Below are 22,534 nucleotides of genomic sequence, written 5' to 3'. Positions count from 1 at the left end.
GATGTCCCTGGGACACAAAATACAGCAACAATCGTCAACTGAAAACGCAGTGGCTGAGGACAATAACCCCACGCTGAGTAGTGTCAACACTGTGAGCATTCGTAATGCACGTGTGAATGACATTGCCCAGCTGGTGGAATTAGAAAATGCCAGTTTTCAATCTGACCGTTTGAGCCAGCGCCGGTTTATGCATTGGCTTAAGGCGACTGACAGCCACAGAGTTTTTATGGTCGCAACGGATGGCGAAAACGTATTGGCTTATGGTCTGGTGATCATGCGTAAAGGCACGCGCTTGGCACGTTTGTACTCCATTGCAGTGAGCATTACTGCGCAAGGTATGGGTGTGGGTAGAAAACTACTATTGGCCCTTGAGCAGCAAACCCTTGAGCAAGATAAACTGTTTATGCGCCTTGAAGTAGCAACGAATAACATAGGTGCGATTAAGTTATACGAAAGCTTGGGTTACCGTAGTTTTGGAACGTACGCCAATTACTATGAAGGCTCGATAGATGCGCTGCGAATGCAAAAACCGATTCGCCAAAGTCTATCTTTGCAAACCTTGCCTGAGTACCCTTGGTATCAGCAAACTACGGAGTTTACCTGTGGCCCGTCGTCTTTGATGATGGCTATGGCCAATCTGAATGGCGAATTGGATATGTCGCAATCATTAGAGTTGGACATTTGGCGTCAAGCAACAACGATTTTCATGACCTCAGGTCATGGTGGCTGCCATCCAATAGGATTGGCGTTAGCCGCACATTCTTTGGGGTTCGAGGTAACGGCTTATGTGAATACCAAGGCGCCATTATTTATTGATGGTGTGCGCAGTGAGCACAAAAAGTACATCATGCAAGCAGTGGATAGGCAATTTTTACAACGAGCTGAAGCTCAAGGGATCAAAATGATATATACCGATCCTGATGTGAAAGCCTTGCAAAAAGGGCTCTCTAAAGGGGCTGCGGTCATTAGTTTAATTAGTACCTATCAGCTAGATGGGAAAAAAATACCGCACTGGGTAACAGTTACACACATAGATGAAGATTGTTTATACCTACACGACCCAGATCCTGATGATCTGCACCCGCAACCGATGGATTGTCAGCATATTCCCATTGCGCGGGAAGACTTTTTCAGCATGTCTGCCTTTGGTAAGAGCAAATTGCGTACAGCATTGTTGATTACCAAAAAATAGTTTAAAAACAATTTGTTATCATTAAAGGTCTGCTAAGTGTAGGCCTTCTTTTTTACAAATGAGCTTTTTTTTGTCCTTTCAATTGCCATGATTGAGGGTGAACCAAGGCAGCAAAAAAATCGTATAGCACTTAATTAGTTAAGGTCTGCTTATTTGGTCTGAGGATTGCTTAGGTTAACAGTTGTAAAATTAACCTGAGTTGGCTCGTGATCCCTCCCATACACAAAGTATGACTGTGATATAGTCCCTAATAAGCAAATACGGCTAGTTACACATGAGGGTAAGCAATCAGTTTACTCTACAGTTTTTGTTAATCCTTTAGCGAATTAATTTGGTCATCAGGCTGCAAAAATAACGAAAGCTAAAGATAGGATTACAAATACCCAACAAGAAGGAATCAACGTGTCTCAAATATTATTGGTCGATGATGATAAGGAATTTACCGACGTAGCGAGTAATATTATCGAGTTTTTAGGCCATGACGTCGAAATAGCTAACAATTTAGAAGAAGCTTACAACTGTATCGAGTTTCAGCGCTTCGACCATATATTGCTCGACTTCATGTTACCAGACGGTAGTGCGTTGCATTTAATAGACAAATTAAATACTCAGGACAAAGTCCCATTTGTGACCTTGATCACTGGACACCCATCGGTGAAAAGCATCATTTCCGGCATGTGCGGGCCTAACGTTAACTATCTTGTTAAACCGTTACAGCGTGAAGATTTGGAACTGGTGTTATCGGGCAAAACCAAAGCTGTGAAAAAAGCCAAATCATCTTCTATCACTAGGCACTTTGGTTGTTTGGTGGGCGAGTCTGCTCCTATGCAAGAACTCTATGAAATGATTGAGCGGGTGGGTAAAACCAATGCCAATGTCATGCTAATGGGCGAAAGTGGTGTCGGTAAAGAAGTCGTCGCCCACGCTATTCATACTGCAAGTGACATTGAGGGGCCCCTTGTGGCAACCAACTGTGGCGCACTATCCCGAGAGCTCATTGGTAGCGAGCTATTTGGTCATGAGAAAGGTTCATTCACTGGCGCCGTAGGGCGTAAAATTGGTGTATTTGAACAAGCTCAACAAGGTACTTTGTTTCTTGATGAGATAACGGAAATGCCATTAGAAATGCAACCTAACTTGCTGCGCGTGTTAGAAAGTAAACGCGTTACCCGAGTCGGCGCGGTAAAAGACACGCCAGTTGATTGCCGGGTGATTTCAGCCACCAACCGCACAGTTGAAGAAATTGCCCAAAGCAAGGTGTTGCGCGAAGACATTTACTTCCGCTTAGCTGTATTCCCCATCACGATCCCGCCACTGCGTGAACGTCTGGCGGATATTCCACTCTTGGCCACTGCTTTTATCGAGCAATTAAATGCAGAAAATGACACAAATTTTGCGTGGCAGAATGCACAGTTGGATCAATTAAAAGCGTATGGCTGGCCAGGTAACATTCGTGAATTACGCCACGCTATCCACAGAGCATTCATCATGAGTGACCCTACGGGTACAGAAGTCACTTTGCCTAAAAACTTTGAGTCCCCGTTTGCTAAAAACCAAACGTCGACCAATCAGGTTACCGCTGGGCAAACGATTGATGATGTTGAAAAAGAACTGATCCGGGTGACATTGGAAAAGGTAGAAGGCAACAAAACCCTAGCCGCTGAAATGCTTGGCATCAGCACCAAGACTTTATATAACCGTTTAAATGCTTGGGAAAACCAAGCTCAGGGATAAATCATGCAACCAACACAAGGCGCGCAGCCCGTCACAACAAACTCTTTGATACACGATGTGCGTAATCCATTGAATCGCATCTCTATGCAAGCTGAAATGGTTAAACTTGTGTTGGAAAATGACTTGCCTAAGGAAAAGGCAATTGCTGCCTTGGATAAGATCCTCGTCGCTTGTCAAGACAGCAGCGCGGCGTTACAAAAGCTGGCTGAGCATTCACGCTCAGGTGCCGAGTCTTAATTTTTCACCTGTTTTGAATAAAGCACAAACAGCTCATATTTAAAGGACGATCATGCACGTTAAACGCCTATTTGGTAATACCACTGCGACTTGGATCATTATTTCCATCATAGTGGTGGGCATCATAGGGACAAATCTATCCATTGCATTAAACACGGTTAATCAGCTTTCTACCGTGCAAACCGACCTAGATAAAACCAGCAATATTATTGTACGCCTCGAAAGCCTGCATTTGTCCGTAGTGGTCGCCGAATCAGGCCAGCGTGGGTATCTATTGACCGAGTATGAAGAATACCTCAACCCTTATCATGCTGAATTGCAGACCCTTGATGAGAAAATTGCGTTAGTCAAAAACATCAAATCAGGTGTAGCGGGGCAAAAAGAGCGTATTGACGAACTGCTGATACTCGTAAATGAGAAAATCACAGAGCTCACCTCCACAGTGGATTTAGCCTTAGAAGATCGAGAGAAGTCGGCGCTTAGGCAGATTATGACCAACCGAGGGCGTGATCTTTACCGTGAAATCCGTAAATCTATGCAGCAGTTAATCGACAGTGAATATCAGCATAGGCAAGCACTGTACACTCAGTTAAAAAGAATACAGCGCGACGCCAAAGTCAACTTTGGGGTATCGGCTATCACTAGCGGTTTGTTGGTTATCGGCATGTTTTTAATGGCTCGCATTAATTTACGAATTAGCAATCGCTATCAAGACGACCTTGAAGAGCAGAATGAGTCATTGCAGGAGAAGGTCGATCTGCGCACTCAAGAGTTAACCGTCTACTCAGAGGAACTCAGCCGAAGTAACCGAGAGTTAGAAGATTTTGCGTTTGTCGCCTCCCATGACTTACAAGAGCCTTTGCGAAAAATTCAAGCCTTCAGCGATCGCCTGACCACTATTTATAAAGACCAATTGGACGAGCGCGGTGTCGATTACATTAAGCGAATGACCACAGCTGCTTTTCGAATGTCGACTTTAATTAACGACCTGCTAGAGTTTTCCAGAATTACCACACGTGGAAAAGAGTTTGTTGAGGTTGAATTAAACAGTGTCCTAGATGAAGTCTTAAACGACTTAGAAATTGCCATTGCTGAGACAGATGCGCAAATCGACGTCGCTCCATTACCAAAAGTGTGTGCAGATCCTAGTCAGATGTATCAGTTGTTTCTTAACGTATTATCAAACGGATTAAAGTTTCACAAAACGGACGTTGCACCTGTGATCACTGTATCAGTTGAGCAAAAAGACTTGCGTGATGAACTTCAACATGTTGATGTGCCAAGTTGCATTGTGACGATCAAAGATAATGGTATCGGTTTTGAGCAAACCTATGCGGATAAAATATTTTCACCTTTTCAGCGACTTCATGGTCGCACAGCGTACAAAGGAACGGGAATTGGTTTGGCGGTGTGTCGCCGCATTGTTGAGCGTCATGGTGGTACCATCACAGCGCTAAGTAGTCCCGATGAAGGGGCTGAGTTTACCATCACCTTGCCGATTGACGCCGTTGTTAACAAATATATGGGAGAGTAGAGTGCCTTTTACAAAAGCTAAACCAATCGTAATATTAATGGCAGATGACGATGAAGACGATCGTCTGCTCGCACAAGACGCCTTGCGCGAAAGTCGCGTACTAAATGAATTGCACTGCGTGGAAGACGGTGTACAGCTGCTAGAGTATTTGCGCAAAGAAGGTAAATACAGCGAAGCTGACGCCGCCCCAAGACCAGGGTTAATTTTACTTGATTTGAACATGCCTCGAATGGATGGTCGCGAAGCACTGGAGCAAATTAAACTCGATCCAAATTTGCGCAGTATTCCTATCGTTATTTTAACCACGTCAGCCCAAGAAGAAGACATGGTGAAAGGCTACGATTTAGGGGCTGCTTCCTACATCACCAAGCCAGTCACCTTTGAAGGCTTGGTCGCTCTGATGAGTGCGCTAGGTAAGTATTGGGTTGAGTTCGTAGAATTACCTACCAGCAACAATTAAGGTCAGCCAACACGCATGTCAAACTCTATCTCTCGCTTACTACTCGTCGAAGACGACGAAGATGATTACATATTAGCGCGAGATTATATCGAGCAACTCAGCACGCTTGAGTTTGAAATTGATTGGGTCACAAATCAGCATGATGCGTTAGCAAAAATGGCTGAAAATCAGCACGATATCTGTTTGTTGGACTACCAGCTTGGGGCTGAAAACGGTCTAACAGTGTTAAAACTAGCAATTGAAGCTGGGTTTACGTCACCTATTATTATGCTCACAGGCCAAGCTGATGAAGAAGTAGATATGGCTGCGCTGGATGCAGGCGCGGTTGACTATATTATCAAAAGCGAATTGAGCAGTAGTCGCTTTGCACGGGCTATCCGCTACGCTTTGGCGCGGCGAGAGATTGAAAAAGAACGTGTCGACAGATTAAAAGCAGAAGCCGAAAACCGCTCTAAAGACAGATTTTTAGCGCACTTAAGCCATGAGCTACGTACGCCGCTAACGTCGATTTTAGGTTACACCGAATTGTTGATGGACTCTAAAATCGGTCAATCTGCTCAGTCCGAGTTGTCGATTGTATTGAACAACAGTAAACATTTATTAAGCCTGCTTAATAACATGCTCGACTTGTCGAAAATAGCCGCCGATAAGCTTGAGCTTAATCTCAGTGAAGTCAATTTAGATGCTTTAATTGCTGATGTTTACGCCCTGATGAATATACCTGCGACAGATAAAGGTCTGACCCTTTCCGTCATTTCAGATACCCCTCTACCATTGAAAATTACCACCGACGCGACCCGTTTTCGCCAAGTGTTGATTAACCTGATAAGTAATGCCATCAAGTTTACAGAGCAAGGCAGCGTCACCTTACGTCTGTGGTGTGAAGACAAACCCGGTTGTGAATTTTTACACTTTTCTGTGACTGATACCGGTATCGGTATCCCTGCAAATCAACTCAATAGTGTGTTTAAACCATTTGAGCAGGTTGCTGATGTAGTCTCAAGACGGCAAGGCGGAAGCGGGCTAGGCCTTGCAATATGTAATGAGCTAGTCGCTAAGATGGGCGGAGAAGTTAGCTTGCATTCGACCTTTGGCGAAGGAAGCTGCTTCACGGCTTTTATTCAAACAGGAGACACTAAGCGCTCTCCACACGAGTTACTGAGTTTCGATGCAAAACCATCAACGATGAAAGAAGTGAAAACGCTCAATTACGAGGGGCGTGTGCTAGTCGTAGATGATGTAAATGACATTCGCATGTTGGTAGGGCATATGGTGCAAAATTCTGGCCTGAAAGTGGAATATGGGCGAAACGGATTAGAAGCGTTAGATAAAGTCACTGATGCAATCAATGACGGCGACCCATACGACTTGGTCTTGATTGATATCCACATGCCTGTGATGAATGGCTCAGAAGCCATCAAGCAAATTCGCTCCAGTGGCATCCATTTCCCAGTGGTGGCCATGACCGCAGCCACTATGAAAGGTGTGCGTGACCAATTAATTTCACAGGGTTTTACTAACGTTCTTGAAAAACCAATCAACCATGATGCGTTACTGAAGGTGCTCGATGCACACCTGACAGCGGTTAGTGAGCCCATTCAAGTCGAAACTACCGATGCGCATGACAACGATGCCTCACAGCAGGATGAAAGTTCCGAAAGGCAACATTTCTTGCTGGTTGAGGACGATGTGGATGCCGCTGATATTACGGCCCTATTGTTAGAAAGTTTAGGTATAGATGTTCATGTTGCCCATTCAGGCCAAGAATGTATGGACGTATTCAATCAGCGCAATGATTGGAGCAAAGTGTTGATGGATTTAAATTTGCCAGATGCTAGTGGGTTAAATTTGGCCAAAGAGATTCATAAAACATCTCCTCAATTAGAATTGGTGTTATTGAGTGGCGAAGAGCCCGATGCACAGAGTATGGCAGATGCCGATATTACGAAATTTATTCTAAAACCCATCAATAAAAAAGTGCTAAGCGATTTGGTGGAAGACTAGCTCCAGTTTAGCCGAGAGCCCTTATATCTTTCAATTTAGCTTCCACACGACTCCTTTATACTCCTCAATACTTACTTCTTAATACTCCTCAATAAAAAATCACGTAGTGAGCGAATACGCCGCGCTCCAGATGGCAGGCCCGTCACCACAAATTACGTACTCTTCATTAATGGCCTTATGCTCAAGGCGCTTCATGGGCTCTATTCTAAAGGCTCTGTGTTAACGGATCTGTGATTAGGAGCCGCATTGAAGGGTAGGTATTGGTTTAACGGGTGTTTCACCGTTGCGCTTTTCGCTGGGTGATTACCGATAAACGAGGTTAGCTGGGTGAGTGAATCCGTTGGGGCCACAGATAGTAGCAGTATCGAGTGTGTTTAACGCACGGCCCCAACGAAAGGGGTAGTGAATTAGCGCTGTATAGCAAAGCTAGCATTCAGGCTAATTCTACAATTTGTATCGTGCCAGTGCTTGGCACGTTCGCTGCCGCAAACTAGAGCGATATATAAATGAAATATAAGCAAACCTTGCGCCAAATATATTAGTTGCTGAATTTTAAAGGTTTTTCAATTTCCTGTTTGTTTTTTGTGCACCAAATAGTGAAGAAATGCGACACCAAAGTAGCCTTTACTCACTGCAGCTAATCCATAACAGCATTAAGAGCCTGCCAAAGCTGGTTTAGGCTTAACGAATTTTTTAAGTAGCACGGGCAGTAAGGTGGTATCGGTTATAAACGCCAATAGCATGGCTAAGCAGGTTAATAATCCAAAGAGAATGCTTGGCACAAAGTCGGAGAAACTGAGCAACGAAAAACCTACAGCGATAATCGTCGTCGTATAAATCAATGCAAAACCGACAGACTTAAATGTATTTTTAACGGCCTGCTGGCTGTCATTAGACTCTTTATTCAACTCTTCTAAGTAGCGGTGCACAAAATGGATTGTGTCATCTACCGCGATCCCCATAGCAATGGCTGAGATGGTGATGGTCATTAAGTCCAGGGGGATGGCTAGCCATCCCATCACTCCCAAGATAACCAAAGTCGTCAGTATGTTTGGAATAACCGCGATAATGGCGACTTTAAATGAGCGAAATATTACTAGTAGCACTAGTGTTAATGCACCAAAGACTAAGCCTAGGGTCATAATCTGGGAAGTAAACAACCGTTGTAAAATGTCTTGATACAGTACAAATAAATTCGTCAGGCTGTAGCTGTCAGGCGCTATTTCTAACATGTCTAAGTCGTCACGAAGGGTCTGCAAAAACTCTGCACGGTTAAAGTTCTCTGTGCTGTCTTGAATACGTGTGCTAATACGCAATTGTTGATTTTCAGGGTTAAAGTAGGCGCCAAGCAGCTGCTCGGTGAGAGAATCATCCAGTAATGTGTAAATGACGGTTAACTCGTACTCGGTCAGTGGCTTGCCCTGATTAACCTTTTTTGCTAACTCGGTGAAGTTAACCACTGAGGTAATATTGCCAGTGGCTTCATACTGGCGCATCACATGCTGAATTTTTTGTAGGGTCTGCACTGTCTTAGCACTCATGACCAAATCATCGCGACGCTCGTCTTCAGGGATGGTGTAAATCAAATCCAAAGGCGTTGACCCACCGAATTCTTTGTCAATAAACTCCAACTCCGTGCGTACTTGCGTGGATTCTTTAAAATAATTTAGGAAGCTGTTCTCGACATCTAATTTTAGCACCCCAAAAATTGCTCCGCCGCCTATAACGAGGGTGGTTAATACAATGAAAGTGGGGCGCTTCAAACTAAAGGCGCTGAGTCCTGATACCAACCACTGACTCAGGCGGCCTTCGTGGCTGTCACCCTTGCGCGTAAATGATGCCAGTACCGCAGGAAACAGGATTAAACTTGAGCTGATAGACACACCCATTGCTACTATCATCATCCAGCCAAAACTCACTACGGGCTGAATGCCACTAAAGAGTAAAGAAGCAAAACCTACGCTGGTGGTAATACCTGCATATAGGCAGGGTTTGAATTTATTGATAAACGTTTGACGTAGCAGGTCTTGCTGATTCGATTCAGTATCTGCTGCTTCTAATTGTCTAAACTCGACGATGAGATGCACGACTACGGCCAGCGTGAGTATGAGCTGCAGTGCAATAAAGTTTGATGAAATGACTGTGGCTCTAAAATCTAACACACCGAATAACCCGACGGTCAGCAATACACTCAAACCGCAGCAGAGAAGTGGCAAAACAACCCAACGTATTTTTCTAAACAATACAAACAGTATGAGACATATCGCCAAGCCGATAGCACTGCCAAATAACAGTAAATCGCTTTGTATGATGTCAATCATTTGCTGGCCGAGTACATAGGCTCCACCTAAGAATAGATCGGCGTCGTCTTTAAACGGTTCTATGATCTGATAGATCTGCTTTATCTCTTGCTGACGAGTGAGTTTGAGTTGTTCTTCAATGGGTTGCGCCTTCGCTTTCAAGGCTTCAATTTTCTGCTCGTCTTCTTCGCTTAGCTCGGTGTTCTCGCCCTGTAGAATGCCCTTTTGGATCGCAATAATTTGACTCTGTATATCCAGTAGCTCTTCGTTGGGCTTAAACACGATCTGCATGGCGGTGGCAGTTTGGTCTTGATTCACCAAAAGGTCCGTAAATAATGGGTGATCAGTAAAGACCTGTCGCATTCTATCTGGCGAATAACGATTGGCTTGCCATGTAAGCTGTTCTGGCTTTAAGTTTGGGTCCAGTTCATTCGACAGTGAAAGAAGAGGAACATTCAGAATATTAGTTACGCCGCCGACTCTGGGTAAGTCTTTAAACTCACTGGATATTTGTTGGATATCATTAAACGTTTGTTGGCTAAACAAGGCGTGATTCTTTGGTTTGTATGCGACCAAAATAAATTCTTGAGGAGAGAATCTTTCGTTTACCACCTGAGTCTCAACGAACATCTTATTGTTTTTTATCAGCAGAGTATCGGCAGATGCATCAATTTTAAATTGCTGCGCAGACCAAGCGGCTAAAGTGCCGGCCAATACAAAAACAACAAGAATAAGCTTGGCGTGGCGAATAATAAAATTGGCTAAAAAGGCACTCATTACTTGCTTACTCCTGCGGTGATGCTGGCGCATCATCCGCTACGCCAGTCGGTTCTACTGCAGCGCCATTTTGTAATTCTGGGTACTGTTGATCGCGAAGCATGCTTTGCATATACAAATTACGGAAGAATACATAGGGATCGTCTGTTTCACTGCGTAGCTGCTCGTAGGTGGGAGCTTCTGGGGCGAATGCGTGAAACCCTCCATATGCTTGGATGTATAGAGTCTCGGGGTTTTCGGTAGCATATTGAATGGGATGGAATACAGATTCAGTGATAGTAGAAAAGCCGTTTCGCAAGTCGGATTGGCCTAATACAGGGAGTACTAAGTAACTGCCGTATCCCACGTCATAGTTGACCAATGTGTCATTGATGGTCGACACTTTCTCATTAATTTCGAACCAAGATGTCGCTGGGTCAAAGAGCCCTAATATGCCGACGGTAGAGTTAATCAAAAAGCGACCAACGCTCTTACCACTGTCGCTTACATCCCCTTGAAAGAGCTGATTCAGCGCGTTGAGCGGTTCACGTATATTACTAAAAAAATTGCCCACACTATTTCGTACAGGATCGGGAACGACCTTTGTGTAACCTTTTGCCGCTGGAATTAGAACGTACTCAAACAATTTGTCATTAAAGGCAAAGATGGGACGGTTGATAAACTCTAACGGATCTTCAAACGCTGCGTTCTCGCTAAAACTAACCCCCTGAACACGCTTATCAGCTGGATAACTTACCACAGTAGGCTCGATGGTTTGTGGACCATGAGAGCTATTAATAACCAGCTCACTTTGGGTCTCGTTTGTTTCTTGAACTTGGTTCTCGCTTTGCTCTGGTGAATGAGAGCTACAAGCACTGAGGAATAATGCAGCGCTTAGCACCGCGCCTACAATGGGCATGTTACAAAAATAATGTGAGCGCAAACTGTAATTCCTCTAGAAGTAAACAAGATTGAGTAAAAAATCCGCTGTGTTATTGATTATTTATGGGCTTTTACACAATAGGGTGGGTAATGGGATACAAAATTCATTCCATCTCTAAGCTTCTGAATTGTATTAACTTATTTTAACTTCTCTGTGTATCTGTCAATTCTGTGGGAAAATTATACCGACTGAATATGACAAAGTTACCGATTTAACAGGATTCGTGTAACAGAGACCTAACGTTCACTACTGTCTTTGCTTATTATATTTAATTAACGTTTATATATCATGCAGTTAGGCCATATGGTTTAGTATTTGCAGAGAGGCAAAGGAAATTTACATTCGCTCCCTAAGGATAACTTATGCAGTACAAATCAATACTTTTTGGCCTTGTGGCCGCGGTTTCACTTCTATCTGTCGGTGGTTGCTCTACTACAACACAAGCAACTGTCACTCAAAAGCGTCAGGCTGTTCAAACCATGAACGATAAGGTGTTAACAGAGTTGTTTGCATTAAAGCCTAGTGTGCGTTCTCAAATAAATAGCGCTCCTGGCTATGCGGTATTCGACAACGCGAACGTGAATCTTATTCTAGCTAGTTTTGGCGGCGGTTATGGCGTGGTAACGGACAATCAAACCGGCCAGAAAACCTATATGAAAATGGCAGAGGTGGGGCTAGGTCTAGGCGCTGGTGTTAAAGACTTTCGCGCCGTTTTTGTTTTCCATAACGAAGCGGTCATGTCGCGGTTTGTTGAGGAAGGTTGGGCGTTTGGTGCCCAAGCTGATGCTGCCGCCAAGGCCGGCGATAAAGGTGTAGCTAAAGGCGGAGAAGTGACCGTAGATAACATCACTATTTATCAGTTAACGGAGAGTGGATTGTCTTTACAGGCGACGGTAAAGGGTACTAAGTACTGGAAAGACAACGAACTTAACTAAGTTGAACTAACCAGCGCCAACGTTATTTATTTGTACCGGCGCTAGTTTGCGTAGTCGTTGCTTCGACTGTGGCAGTCAATGTGTGAATCTGCCCAACTTGCAACAATGGTGCGGCGTCGAGCGCTTCAGCATCCATCATTTTAGCGATGCGTTGCATCGTTGATACTAGTTGGGTTTGCTCCCACTCATCTAACGACTCGAAGCGATTAATGAAATGCTCTTGCAATAAAGTGGGAGCATTTTTAAACGCAGTTGACCCCGACTCGGTTAAACGTACACCTACTTTGCGCTTATCAATTTGTGAACGTTCTCGCACCACGTAACCTCGAGCTTCAAGTCTGTCTAGTATGCTAGTGACAGTCGCTGAACTAAGGTTAATGTGATTAGCAATATCTTTGACCATAACGTCATCGTTATTGGCAATTTCTTGCATGACGATAAGCTGGGGGCTGGTTAACCCAGACTCTTTACTGAGCTTCTTGGAGTAAAGGTCAATTGCCCTTATTACGCGTCTTAGCGACACTAATAACTCATCGTATTTTTTCATTATGGGTACCTGCTTAGTCATTAACGGCGAACCCTAGCAAATTTTCCCTTGAATGCAACCTAAAGCACTTTTTCTCAGGTGAAAAAGTGTAAAGGACCGATCTTGCTCTAGGGTTGAAGGTATCTATGCTAGCAGCGATCTAACTTACTCAATTTATGACGTTTTTCAGGGCTTGGGTTATCTTTTGACTCAGCTAGATCCGGATTTATATTTGATCTTTGGACAGTAATTGAGCATAATGCTTCGTGTACTAATTAATTGACCTGTAATTATCAGTGCACAACTCATCATTTATCACGGAGACAAAATGAATACGCTTAAAGCGATCGGTAGTACGCTTACTAAACCTGCCACTTTATTTATAAACGTTATTTTTCATAAAACGAGCTTTTGGTTATTAACCTGCGCTTCTCTTCTCGTTCTTGCTACCCACAACCAATCTCGCGCTCGCACAAAAAGCCAAACTTCCACAAGCCATTAATTAATACAATATGAGTTACATTTCTTTAGCAGTATATTTTATCGCTATGCTGGGGATAGGTGTGTTCGCTTATCGCCGTTCGACTAGTGATATGTCTGGCTATATCTTAGGTGGCCGCCAAGTCAGCCCTCAAGTCACTGCACTTTCTGCAGGGGCATCAGACATGAGTGGCTGGATGCTTATGGGGCTTCCTGGAGCCATGTTCGTTAGCGGGTTTGATAGCATGTTTATTGCTATTGGCTTGTTAGTCGGCGCGCTGGCTAACTATATTTTGGTTGCCCCGAAATTACGGGTTTACACCGAGGTTGCTAATGACGCTCTGACTATTCCTGAGTTTTTCGCCAAGCGCTTCAACAATAAGACAAGTAGTATCCGAATCATTTCTGCGGTGATCATTGTGATGTTTTTCACTCTCTATACCTCTGCGGGCTTGGTTGCTGGGGGCAAGTTATTTGAATCTGCTTTCGGTTTAGATTACCAACTTGGGCTATTTATTACCTTAGGCGTTGTGGTGTCTTACACTCTGCTGGGTGGCTTCTTGGCGGTATCGCTAACCGATTTTGTTCAGGGCTGTATTATGTTCGTTGCTTTGGCTTTAGTGCCCATTGTTGCATACCAACATTTTACCAGTAGTAACGAAATGCTCGACTTTGCGTATCAGTCGATCCCGACATTCACTCAGTCGATGAGTGATATAACCGCTCTTGGTTTGGTGTCTAGTTTAGCGTGGGGATTGGGGTATTTTGGTCAGCCGCATATTATTGTGCGATTCATGGCTATTCGCTCGGTGCCTGCGGTTAAAACGGCACGTAATATTGGCATGAGTTGGATGACGGTCACTATTACAGGCGCCCTGTCTACTGGCTTGGTTGGCGTTGCGTATGCTAATAAATTTAACTTAGCAGTGGATGACCCTGAAACTATCTTCATCATTTTCTCAGAATTGCTATTTCACCCGTTGATCAGTGGCTTCCTATTAGCTGCGATTTTAGCGGCTATCATGAGCACCATTTCTTCGCAATTGCTGGTATCAGCCAGTTCTTTGACCGAAGACATCTACCGCCTCAAAGCGGGCAATGAAGTCAGCGATGAGCAAACTGTAAAAATGGGACGCTATGGCGTTGCAGGTGTAGCAATCGTCGCCTTGTTACTATCACTGGATAGTAACAATAGTATTTTATCATTGGTCAGCAATGCGTGGGCCGGCTTTGGCGCCGCATTCGGACCGTTAGTGTTGTTTTGCTTGTACAAAGCAAATTTAACCCACAAAGCTGCTGTAGCAGGCATCGTATCCGGTGCTGTAACCGTGTTGGTTTGGATTTATGTGCCACTGCTACCCAACGGACAAACGCTTTCCAGCGTGATGTACGAAATTGTCCCAGGCTTTATTGTAAGTGCTGCTGTTATCTGGCTGGTGAGTCAGTTTGGTGAAAAACCAAGTAAAGCCACAGCGGCTATGTTCGACGAAACCAATCAGGTTTTAGCCAAACAACATTCAAATTAAGGAAACATTCAATGGATCTTTCACAATGGAAACGCGTTGTAATAAAAGTAGGCAGCGCGCTAATAGCGCCACACCGTAAAGGGTGTAGCAGTCATTACTTGCTCAGTATCGCGCAATTTATTGTGCGCCTAAGAGCCAATGGCGTTCAGGTTGTACTGGTATCATCAGGGTCAGTGGCAGCAGGTTCGCATTTGTTCCCCGAAACGGACAATGTAGATATCGCTTTGAAAAAAGCCATGGCCGCAGCCGGTCAAACTGAAATGATGGCCACGTGGGACAGACTGTTTGACTTCCCAACCGCACAAATTCTATTAACCCATGGTGACCTACGTGACCGTGAGCGTTACGTGAGTATTCGTGAGACAACGTTTACGCTTTTAAATAACGGTGTACTGCCGATTATTAACGAAAACGACACCGTCACCACGGATGACTTAAAAGTGGGCGACAACGATAACTTGTCAGCCATGGTAGCAGCCTCAGCTGATGCTGATGCACTTATCATTTGCTCAGACGTCGACGGATTGTATGACAAAAACCCCAATACCCATGATGATGCGGTATTACTACCTGAAGTCACAACAATTGACAGCCGCATTTTTGCCATGGGCGGCGGCGCGACGAGTGCTGTGGGAACAGGTGGAATGAAAACCAAAATCGAAGCAGCTGAAAAAGCCACTTCTCATGGTATCGACACCTTCATTGTCAATGGATTTAAGGCAACCACCTTCAATACCTTACTTGAAGGCAAAAACCCGGGCACGCATTTTAGGCCTTACGCCAAACCCATGCAGGAAAATGTGCATTGGATGACGCATACCGCGTCAGAACAAGGTGAAGTGGTAGTCGATAACGACTTTGACACCACTTTTGCATTAGAGGGTGAACAACTCACCAGTGATGAGATTGTCGAAGTAAACGGTAATTTCTCAGTGGGAGACACCATTTTATTGAGAAAAGATGACGGGACGCGCATAGCGAAAGCGCGTTCGAACTACAGCAGTTGTTTGTTGAGTTTCATTGCGGACCAGGATGATCGTGAATTTGCCGATGAATTCCAAAATAGAACAGGTCCTATCATCTCGAAAAAGAATATCGCTGTATTGGAGAAACAATAAGCATGATTAAAGAATTAGCACAAAAGGCAGCGAAAGCGGCAAAAGTATTGGCAGTATTAGACGAAAAAACCAAAAACCAAGTTTTACAGGACATGGCGGATGCATTGCGTACTAACGCAGACGTTATATACGCGGCCAACAAGATGGATTTAGCGCAAGCAGAAAAAGACGGCTTAGGCGCCGCTATGATCGACCGCCTCACCTTAAATGAAGAGCGCGTAGAAAGTATGGCCGCAGGCATTGAAACCATCGTCTCTTTACCAGACCCTGCAGGACAAGAGCGGATCATTGGCGAGCGCCCTAACGGCTTGAAAATCAGCAAAATGCGTATTCCACTAGGCGTGGTATGCATGATTTATGAAGCACGTCCAAATGTAACAGCAGACGCAGGCGCCTTATGTTTTAAATCAGGGAACGGGGTTATTTTGCGAGGCGGTAAAGAAGCCCTAGGCAGTAGCAAAGCCATTGCCGCGATTTTACAAGATGTGTTGCAAAAGCACAGCTTACCCGTTGAACTTATCACAGTTGTACCTGATCCTGACCGTGAACTGATGATGGAATTGATGCAGCAAAGTGACTATATCGATGTGATTATTCCGCGCGGTGGTGAAGGTTTAATCCGCCACGTGACCGACAACAGTAAAATACCGGTTATTCAACATTTCAAAGGTGTGTGTCATCTTTACATAGACAAAGACGCAGATTTACAAACTGCCATCGATTTGTTGGTAAACGGTAAGACACATCGCACAGGCGTATGTAATGCACTTGAAGGTCTGATTGTGCACAAAGACATTGCTGAGCAGTTCTTACCATTGGCTGCAGCTGCCTTACACAGTAAAGAGGTCAAAATTAACGCAAGCGCGCAAGCAGCAAGCTATTTTGATAACGCCAAGGTCATTCAAGATGATGAGTTCGGTGAAGAATACCTGGATCTCGAAATTGCGGTAGGCATCGTCGATGACTTAGACGCAGCATTTGAACACATTACCCGCTTCGGCAGCCACCACACAGAGGTTATCTGTACTGCTAATGAGATAACGGCCAAGCGTTTTCAGCGCAGTGTTGATGCGTCAGTAGTCATGGTAAATGCATCTTCTCGCTTCTCGGATGGCAGTGAGCTAGGGCTTGGTGCTGAAATAGGCATAGCAACGACTAAGTTACATGCTTATGGGCCAATGGGGCTTGAGTCATTGACGGCTGAGAAATACTTAGTCAGTGGCACTGGTCAAGTTCGCGCCTAAAAACTTCCTTTTCGGTTTAGGAAATAAGCCCCTTGAGTGCCTCACCTGAGGTTGGCTAGGTTCCTGCATTGTCACTCGGTATTCATTGAATTTTGAGTGCCGTGGCATGCTAAACAGCAATCGATTAAGACTATTCAATGGAGTTAACACGCAAGTGTTAACTCCATTTTTGTATGTTTATTTGATAACCCACGTATGGTTTTCATTGAGCGATGCGCATGGTCACGACACTCACCTATGGCTTATGCCTACATAAGAGTGACGACCATGAATCAGCTTCAAGACAAAGATCGCGAACTGGCCCCCTTAGAGCGAAAGTTTAATCACTTCATTTGCTCGTTCGAGCAGTTTTTTAAAAGCCAAGCGACTGCCAGTATCACTTTACTGCTAGCCGCTATTGCCGCCATGGTGATTGCAAACTCACAGTGGCATGAAGGCTACGAAGAGATAAGTCACATGGCATTTAGTATCTCCTTGGGGGATTTTGCCATTAGTCATTCCCTGCATACATGGGTGAATGACGGCTTAATGGTGTTGTTCTTCTTCTTGCTTGGCTTAGAGATCAAATACGAATGCTTGGTGGGGGATCTAAAAGATTTTCGTGACTCAAGTCTTGTTATCGCCATGGCAATTGGCGGTATGTTGCTCCCCGCTGGCATTTACGCTGGGGTTGCGCTAACCGGAGTGGACGAAGCGTTGCGTGGTTGGGGAATACCCATGGCCACTGATACTGCCTTTGCATTGGGCATTCTGGCATTACTTGGCAGTAAAGCACCGCGCTCGGCAGCGGTAACCTTGTCAGCTTTAGCGATTGTAGATGACATGGGCGCAGTAGCCGTCATTGGCTTGTTTTACACTGAAAACATACACCTAACCTCCCTCATGTATGCGGGCCTGACGTTAGGCGGCCTGTTCGCGTTAAATGTACTCGGTTTTCGTCGGCCTATTTTTTACCTCGTTGGGGGCATTCTGCTGTGGTGGTTTGTGTTGCAATCAGGTGTACATGCAACCGCAGCAGGTATTTTGGCTGCGCTAGCTGTCCCTACAAAGCCCTACGCGCAAAGTACTTGGTTTGCTACTAATATGCGTAGTGTATTAAATCGTTTTGAGAAAAATGACCGCAAGGATAAATCCATTTTAGAGCAGCAAGATCAGCATGAATTAGTAGAGCAAGCTCAAGATATTGCCGCCATGACAACCACACCAATACAACGCTGGGGGCATGTGCTAAATCGGCCGGTCAGCTTGATCATTCTGCCCATTTTTGCGTTTATTAACGCAGGGGTGGCACTACCTGATGACCTCAGCAAAATATTCGACTCGGTGGTCTTTATTGGGGTTGCCAGCGCTATGGTACTAGGGAAAGTGATTGGCATTAGTGTGTTTGCTTGGATAGCTGTTAAAAGTGGCTTCTCTCGCTTGCCTAATGGGTTAGCATTTGGACATGTTTTCGCACTGGCATGCTTAGCCGGGGTGGGCTTTACTATGTCATTATTTATTGCATCACTGGGCTTTGCTGGTCATCCTGAATTATTGGCGCAAGCCAAATTGGGTATCTTGGCCGGCTCCGTCATAGCGGCCATAATCGGTACGACTTTATTTCTAATGATAAAGCATAAAGTGCACGAAGAGCCTAAAGACGAGCGGCATAACAAGGCAGGCTTACCGCAGACTGACCAAGAGTAGTTGATCTTAAAAAAGGTTCTAAACATACTGAGCTTACTGTTATTCGCCTATCAAGGGTTCAACTTTGAGTCAGAACAGCAATGTTAATGCCTTTTTGCGCTTGGTTGTTATATCGACAATGACCAAACTGGCGGATATTCTCATATCCGCTAAAACTACCTTACCTTGGGTGCTCACTAGCATAGGTGCACCGAGTTGGATGATTTCTCTGTTAGTCCCCATTCGAGAATCTGGCTCACTAATTCCCCAGTGGCCGCTAAAGCATCGAATCGAACGCTACGTTAAACGCCAACACGTATGGCGTGTGGGTGTGTTGGTGCAAGCATTGGCGATACTGGGCATGGTGCCGGCAGTGGCGATGTTAGATGCTTTTTACGCTGGCTCCGCTATTCTCATTTTGTTGGTGATACTCAGTCTGGGGCGTGCTCTATGTTCGTTGACCATGAAAGATATGGAGGGCGTGTTAATCGAAAAGGGTCGCCGGGGCAAATTAGTAGGGATAGCCAGCGGAATTTCTGGCTTGTTGTCTTTGCTCAGCGCCGGGGCACTCATTCTAGGTAAAGAGCAGTTTGAACAAGTTTGGTTGCTGTTTATCGTGGGGTTCGCCAGCATATTGTTTATCGCAACGCTACCCTTATCGTTGGCGTTAAACGCTGAGGTCAAATCAGAAAGTGATCGCGGCGGGGACTCTTTTTTGCAAACCCTGAAAGGGGACGCTGCATTAGTGCACTTAATCATTAGCCGTTGTTTATTACTGCATAGCGCTTTAATAGCCCCATTCTTCGTTAGCATCACCACAAGTCAAGACGATACCTTTCAGCTACCTTATTTTATCGCGGCCAGCTCATTAGCCGCGTTTTTATCTTCCTATGTCTGGGGTTCATGGTCAGACAAAAGTGCAGTGCTGACTATACGTATTGCCAGTGTGATATGTGTGGTAGCAGGCGGAGTGTTCTATTTTTGCTACCAGATGGGTTCGCTTTGGCTCAACGTTGGTTTATTCTTTTTGCTCTCGGTGGGATACGCAGGAGTTAGAACGGCGCGCAAAACCTACTTGCTGGATATTGCCAACGGCGATACCCGCACCCAATATGTTGCGACCGCCAATACGGTTGTCGGTTATGTGTTGCTCGCTTTTGGCGGTTTTTATGCTGTGGTTTACCCGATGATAAATGAACACATTATTGCTTTGATGACAGGCTTTTTGATCCTTGGTCTTGCTCAAAGCTACTGGCTTAAAAAAGAGAAGTAGCGCGAGCGATTTCGCGACTCGCTCAAAGAATGTTTTGCCCTTGCTCTGGATCACGAGCCTGCTTTGCTTGCTCGCGTATGTCATGGGTGTCGCTGCTTAAATCATCTTGATGCTCGATGGCATCGCTATCTTGCTCAATGGCTTCTTTGTTAACGGGCAAAGAGCGTAAGGCTTGAGGTTCATCAGTCAAGCCACTCTCCTGTGATGATATTTGATGAACTGGCACACCTTGAGGGAAGATTATCTCACGCGCATCGTCTGGCATACTGATATTGTTTCTTTCAAATTCGCGCATGATTAAGCGCATTAACATTGAAGACACTTTAAGCAGGCTATATTGCTGAGCATCGATCCAAAAATAGACCTTTAGGTTCACCGTAGATGAGCCTAATTCGTCTACCAATACTTGAGGCTCGGGGTCTTGTAAAATGGTAGGTTGCGAGCTAAGCACCTTTGTGGCCAATTGTTGAGCCTCCAAAATACTGGAATCATATCCAATACCGATAGTGAACTTGCCTCGCATTTTCGGGTTGGCAGTGAGATTACGTATAATATTTTTATAAATAGTCGCATTGGGAATTTGAATGTGATTACCATCGAAGTCGACTAAAGTCGTCGCCCTTGCTGTTACTTGCTTTACAATCCCTAACTGCCCCTGTACCTCAATGACATCGTCAATTTTAAAGGGCTTTTGCACGCTTAGCAGCAAACTCGAAATAAAGTTCTCCGCGATATCACGAAACGCGAACCCAAGAATTAAGCCCATGACTCCCGTGCCGCTGACAATCGCGATAGCAAATTCACTTAAGCCTGCAAATCTTAAGAATACATACAGACCAAGTAAAATAATTAGCAGGCTGATAGTGCGCCGCGTCACAAGCCTAATCAATTCACTCTGACTTACGTATCCGATAGGCCTTACAAGCAAAGTAGATACGGGCCTCGCGAGGGCATAACAAATAATAAAGAATACCAACCCCAGCGTGAGCATAGGTAACGCCATCACAACGTTGTGCCACAAATGAGTGACATCTGCCCATACATCCAACGGCTGCGTCATTAGAGGCTCTTCAGTTGTATTTTCCTGAGCGAAGACGGCGGGCACGAATATGGCATAGGTCAATAATAATGACATAACAACAACGGCGTTTTTACAAGAGCGAATAATTAAGTGCATATGCCACCTGACAGTTTCTAATGCGCATAGAGCATGAAGTTCGAATTAAGTGTGAGGCAAGATAGGTGCCACGCCGATTTCAGTGTACAAAATAACTAAAGGATATGCCCGTGAGCATTAATCGTGGAGAAACAGCAACCAGCCCAAGTCAAATTCCATTTTCTGGATGGTGGGATATTTTACGTCGTACCGTGAAAAAAATGCTCGATGACAACCTATCTTTGATTGCCGCAGGGGTCGGTTTCTATTTCTTGCTGGCAGTATTTCCATTATTGGTGGCTTTTATATCGATATATGGCTTGCTGGTCTCGCCGGATGAACTGCAACAGCATTTGAACCAACTTATAGGGGTCGTGCCGGACCAAGGTCGGCAAATTATTTCGCAGCAAGTTGAACGCATCATGAGCAAATCAAATACTGCATTAAGTACGGGGGTGGTGTTCAGTACTCTATTTGCGGTGTGGAGTGCGAGTAAGGGCGCCCAAGCGATGGTAACCGCATGCAATATCACCTATGGGCAGAACCAAAATCGTGGCTTTTTAATGATGCTCGTGATGCGTGTATTATTAACTGCCAGCGCAGTCATGTTACTTGTAGCTGCGCTTTTTACCATTGCGGTCTTGCCCATTTTATTCTCGTATGTGGGCCTGCATCATTACGCCAGCATACTGGTGCAGTGGCTAACTTGGCCTTTCTTAGCACTGGTATTTAATTTAGCGCTTTCCGCTTTTTATCGCTATGGCCCTCACCGAAGCACCGCTAAGTGGCGCTGGGTCACCCCCGGGTCTTTATTGGCCAGCACATTGTGGGTTGCCTTTTCATTCGCGTTTTCATTCTATCTTGGGCAGTTTGGCCAATACGACAAAATGTATGGCTCTCTTGGCAGTGTAGTGGTCCTGTTAATGTGGTTCTATCTAACGGCCTATATCATTTTACTGGGGGCAGAGTTTAATGCTGCCATGGAGCATCAGACTGAAAAAGACAGTACCCACGGTCACGACAAAGCCCAAGGTAACAGAGGGGCCCATGTCGCGGATACTCGCCCAGATGATTTAAAAGAAAAAGAAGATTAGCGCTATACACAATTTATATTTGCTACTTTTAGAAAGTAGGAACGCTAATTGCCTACTTAATCATTAAGTACACGTTATTTACTTTTAACCACAAGCATATTGATGAAACAGGAGCGTTATTATGGATTTAATAAGAATACTGATTGCTATTTTACTACCACCTCTAGGTGTGTTCCTTCAAGTAGGCCTAGGCGGCGCGTTCTGGTTGAACATACTGTTGACGTTGTTGGGCTACATCCCAGGTATCATTCATGCGGTTTGGATTATCGCTAGACGTTAAACCATCTACATAACCTAAGAAGGCAAGCTGTAAAAATGCCCCTTAGGTGTGTAAATTCTACCCCAATTAATCCTAAT

18 protein-coding genes are annotated in these 22,534 nt (G+C 44.8%); 14 read left to right on the top strand and 4 right to left on the bottom strand.

All coding sequences use genetic code 11. The annotated features are described in order from the left end of the window. The first annotated feature begins 1 nt into the window (after window position 1). The 6 genes from PATL_RS21315 (at window position 2) to PATL_RS21290 (ending at window position 7,161) form a co-directional block, all read left to right on the top strand. On the top strand, window positions 2–1,192 hold the full coding sequence (locus PATL_RS21315; RefSeq protein ID WP_011576848.1) for a GNAT family N-acetyltransferase/peptidase C39 family protein: 1,191 nt from the start codon (window positions 2–4) through the stop codon (window positions 1,190–1,192). Between the two features lie 402 nt (window positions 1,193–1,594). Then, the gene (locus tag PATL_RS21310) at window positions 1,595–2,926 is read left to right on the top strand and encodes a sigma-54-dependent transcriptional regulator (protein WP_011576847.1); all 1,332 of its coding nucleotides are present in this window, start codon (window positions 1,595–1,597) and stop codon (window positions 2,924–2,926) included. Between the two features lie 3 nt (window positions 2,927–2,929). Further along, window positions 2,930–3,163, top strand: coding sequence for a hypothetical protein (locus PATL_RS21305; RefSeq protein WP_011576846.1), 234 nt, complete (start codon window positions 2,930–2,932; stop codon window positions 3,161–3,163). Between the two features lie 52 nt (window positions 3,164–3,215). Then, window positions 3,216–4,697 carry a sensor histidine kinase gene (locus PATL_RS21300; protein ID WP_011576845.1) on the top strand — a complete coding sequence of 494 codons (1,482 nt, stop codon included), beginning with the start codon at window positions 3,216–3,218 and terminating at the stop codon, window positions 4,695–4,697. A gap of 1 nt (window position 4,698) precedes the next feature. After that, the gene (locus PATL_RS21295) at window positions 4,699–5,157 is read left to right on the top strand and encodes a response regulator (protein WP_011576844.1); all 459 of its coding nucleotides are present in this window, start codon (window positions 4,699–4,701) and stop codon (window positions 5,155–5,157) included. 15 nt (window positions 5,158–5,172) lie between these two features. Further along, window positions 5,173–7,161 carry a response regulator gene (locus tag PATL_RS21290; protein ID WP_011576843.1) on the top strand — a complete coding sequence of 663 codons (1,989 nt, stop codon included), beginning with the start codon at window positions 5,173–5,175 and terminating at the stop codon, window positions 7,159–7,161. 653 nt (window positions 7,162–7,814) lie between these two features. Here the strand turns inward: PATL_RS21290 and PATL_RS21285 are convergent. Beyond that, window positions 7,815–10,238 carry an efflux RND transporter permease subunit gene (locus PATL_RS21285; RefSeq protein WP_011576842.1) on the bottom strand — a complete coding sequence of 808 codons (2,424 nt, stop codon included), beginning with the start codon at window positions 10,236–10,238 and terminating at the stop codon, window positions 7,815–7,817. A 7-nt stretch (window positions 10,239–10,245) separates the two neighbouring features. Further along, a complete protein-coding gene (locus PATL_RS21280; RefSeq protein WP_041714144.1) occupies window positions 10,246–11,160 on the bottom strand; it encodes an MlaA family lipoprotein in 915 nt (304 codons plus the stop codon). 362 nt (window positions 11,161–11,522) lie between these two features. On the opposite strand from PATL_RS21280, the gene PATL_RS21275 reads away from it, so the two are divergent. Then, on the top strand, window positions 11,523–12,095 hold the full coding sequence (locus PATL_RS21275) for a YSC84-related protein (protein WP_011576840.1): 573 nt from the start codon (window positions 11,523–11,525) through the stop codon (window positions 12,093–12,095). A gap of 22 nt (window positions 12,096–12,117) precedes the next feature. Here the strand turns inward: PATL_RS21275 and PATL_RS21270 are convergent, their stop codons facing one another. Next, window positions 12,118–12,642 (bottom strand): MarR family winged helix-turn-helix transcriptional regulator, encoded by a 525-nt coding sequence (locus PATL_RS21270; RefSeq protein WP_041714143.1) that lies wholly within the window; start codon window positions 12,640–12,642, stop codon window positions 12,118–12,120. A 491-nt stretch (window positions 12,643–13,133) separates the two neighbouring features. Between PATL_RS21270 and putP the strand changes: the two genes are divergently transcribed. The 5 genes from putP (at window position 13,134) to PATL_RS21245 (ending at window position 19,927) form a co-directional block, all read left to right on the top strand. After that, entirely contained in the window at window positions 13,134–14,627 is a 1,494-nt protein-coding gene (gene putP, locus PATL_RS21265; protein ID WP_011576838.1) for a sodium/proline symporter PutP, read from the top strand. A gap of 11 nt (window positions 14,628–14,638) precedes the next feature. Beyond that, the gene (proB, locus tag PATL_RS21260) at window positions 14,639–15,745 is read left to right on the top strand and encodes a glutamate 5-kinase (RefSeq protein WP_006991535.1); all 1,107 of its coding nucleotides are present in this window, start codon (window positions 14,639–14,641) and stop codon (window positions 15,743–15,745) included. Next, a complete protein-coding gene (locus PATL_RS21255; RefSeq protein WP_041714142.1) occupies window positions 15,742–16,989 on the top strand; it encodes a glutamate-5-semialdehyde dehydrogenase in 1,248 nt (415 codons plus the stop codon). Before proB ends, PATL_RS21255 begins: the two co-directional genes overlap by 4 nt. Window positions 16,990–17,256: 267 nt before the next feature. Next, window positions 17,257–18,675 carry a Na+/H+ antiporter NhaA gene (nhaA, locus tag PATL_RS21250; RefSeq protein WP_011576836.1) on the top strand — a complete coding sequence of 473 codons (1,419 nt, stop codon included), beginning with the start codon at window positions 17,257–17,259 and terminating at the stop codon, window positions 18,673–18,675. 64 nt (window positions 18,676–18,739) lie between these two features. Then, window positions 18,740–19,927 carry an MFS transporter gene (locus PATL_RS21245; protein WP_041714141.1) on the top strand — a complete coding sequence of 396 codons (1,188 nt, stop codon included), beginning with the start codon at window positions 18,740–18,742 and terminating at the stop codon, window positions 19,925–19,927. Window positions 19,928–19,949: 22 nt separating this feature from the next. On the opposite strand, the gene PATL_RS21240 is transcribed toward PATL_RS21245, so the two are convergent. Next, complete coding sequence (locus tag PATL_RS21240; RefSeq protein ID WP_011576834.1) at window positions 19,950–21,104, bottom strand: mechanosensitive ion channel family protein; 1,155 nt, start codon at window positions 21,102–21,104, stop codon at window positions 19,950–19,952. A 110-nt stretch (window positions 21,105–21,214) separates the two neighbouring features. Here PATL_RS21240 and PATL_RS21235 point away from each other — a divergent pair, with 110 nt between their 5' ends. Together PATL_RS21235 and PATL_RS22580 are read left to right on the top strand one after the other, a co-directional pair. Beyond that, the gene (locus tag PATL_RS21235; protein WP_011576833.1) at window positions 21,215–22,177 is read left to right on the top strand and encodes a YihY/virulence factor BrkB family protein; all 963 of its coding nucleotides are present in this window, start codon (window positions 21,215–21,217) and stop codon (window positions 22,175–22,177) included. A gap of 121 nt (window positions 22,178–22,298) precedes the next feature. Beyond that, the gene (locus PATL_RS22580) at window positions 22,299–22,457 is read left to right on the top strand and encodes a YqaE/Pmp3 family membrane protein (protein WP_011576832.1); all 159 of its coding nucleotides are present in this window, start codon (window positions 22,299–22,301) and stop codon (window positions 22,455–22,457) included. The last annotated feature ends 77 nt before the right edge of the window (window positions 22,458–22,534 follow it).

Origin of the sequence: Paraglaciecola sp. T6c (genome assembly GCF_000014225.1) — a bacterium.
Classification (GTDB): domain Bacteria; phylum Pseudomonadota; class Gammaproteobacteria; order Enterobacterales; family Alteromonadaceae; genus Paraglaciecola; species Paraglaciecola atlantica_A.
The sequence above is the reverse complement of the archived record's forward strand: the minus strand, read 5'-3'. Positions and strand labels throughout refer to the sequence as shown.

What these genes read in the sequence shown, in the direction of transcription:
- PATL_RS21315 (WP_011576848.1), top strand. Translation starts at nt 2, where the DNA reads ATGTCCCTGGGACACAAAATACAGCAACAATCGTCAACTGAAAACGCA.
- PATL_RS21305 (WP_011576846.1), top strand. Translation starts at nt 2,930, where the DNA reads ATGCAACCAACACAAGGCGCGCAGCCCGTCACAACAAACTCTTTGATA.
- PATL_RS21300 (WP_011576845.1), top strand. Translation starts at nt 3,216, where the DNA reads ATGCACGTTAAACGCCTATTTGGTAATACCACTGCGACTTGGATCATT.
- PATL_RS21290 (WP_011576843.1), top strand. Translation starts at nt 5,173, where the DNA reads ATGTCAAACTCTATCTCTCGCTTACTACTCGTCGAAGACGACGAAGAT.
- PATL_RS21285 (WP_011576842.1), bottom strand. Translation starts at nt 10,238, where the DNA reads ATGAGTGCCTTTTTAGCCAATTTTATTATTCGCCACGCCAAGCTTATT.
- PATL_RS21275 (WP_011576840.1), top strand. Translation starts at nt 11,523, where the DNA reads ATGCAGTACAAATCAATACTTTTTGGCCTTGTGGCCGCGGTTTCACTT.
- PATL_RS21270 (WP_041714143.1), bottom strand. Translation starts at nt 12,642, where the DNA reads ATGAAAAAATACGATGAGTTATTAGTGTCGCTAAGACGCGTAATAAGG.
- putP (WP_011576838.1), top strand. Translation starts at nt 13,134, where the DNA reads ATGAGTTACATTTCTTTAGCAGTATATTTTATCGCTATGCTGGGGATA.
- proB (WP_006991535.1), top strand. Translation starts at nt 14,639, where the DNA reads ATGGATCTTTCACAATGGAAACGCGTTGTAATAAAAGTAGGCAGCGCG.
- nhaA (WP_011576836.1), top strand. Translation starts at nt 17,257, where the DNA reads ATGAATCAGCTTCAAGACAAAGATCGCGAACTGGCCCCCTTAGAGCGA.
- PATL_RS21240 (WP_011576834.1), bottom strand. Translation starts at nt 21,104, where the DNA reads ATGCACTTAATTATTCGCTCTTGTAAAAACGCCGTTGTTGTTATGTCA.
- PATL_RS22580 (WP_011576832.1), top strand. Translation starts at nt 22,299, where the DNA reads ATGGATTTAATAAGAATACTGATTGCTATTTTACTACCACCTCTAGGT.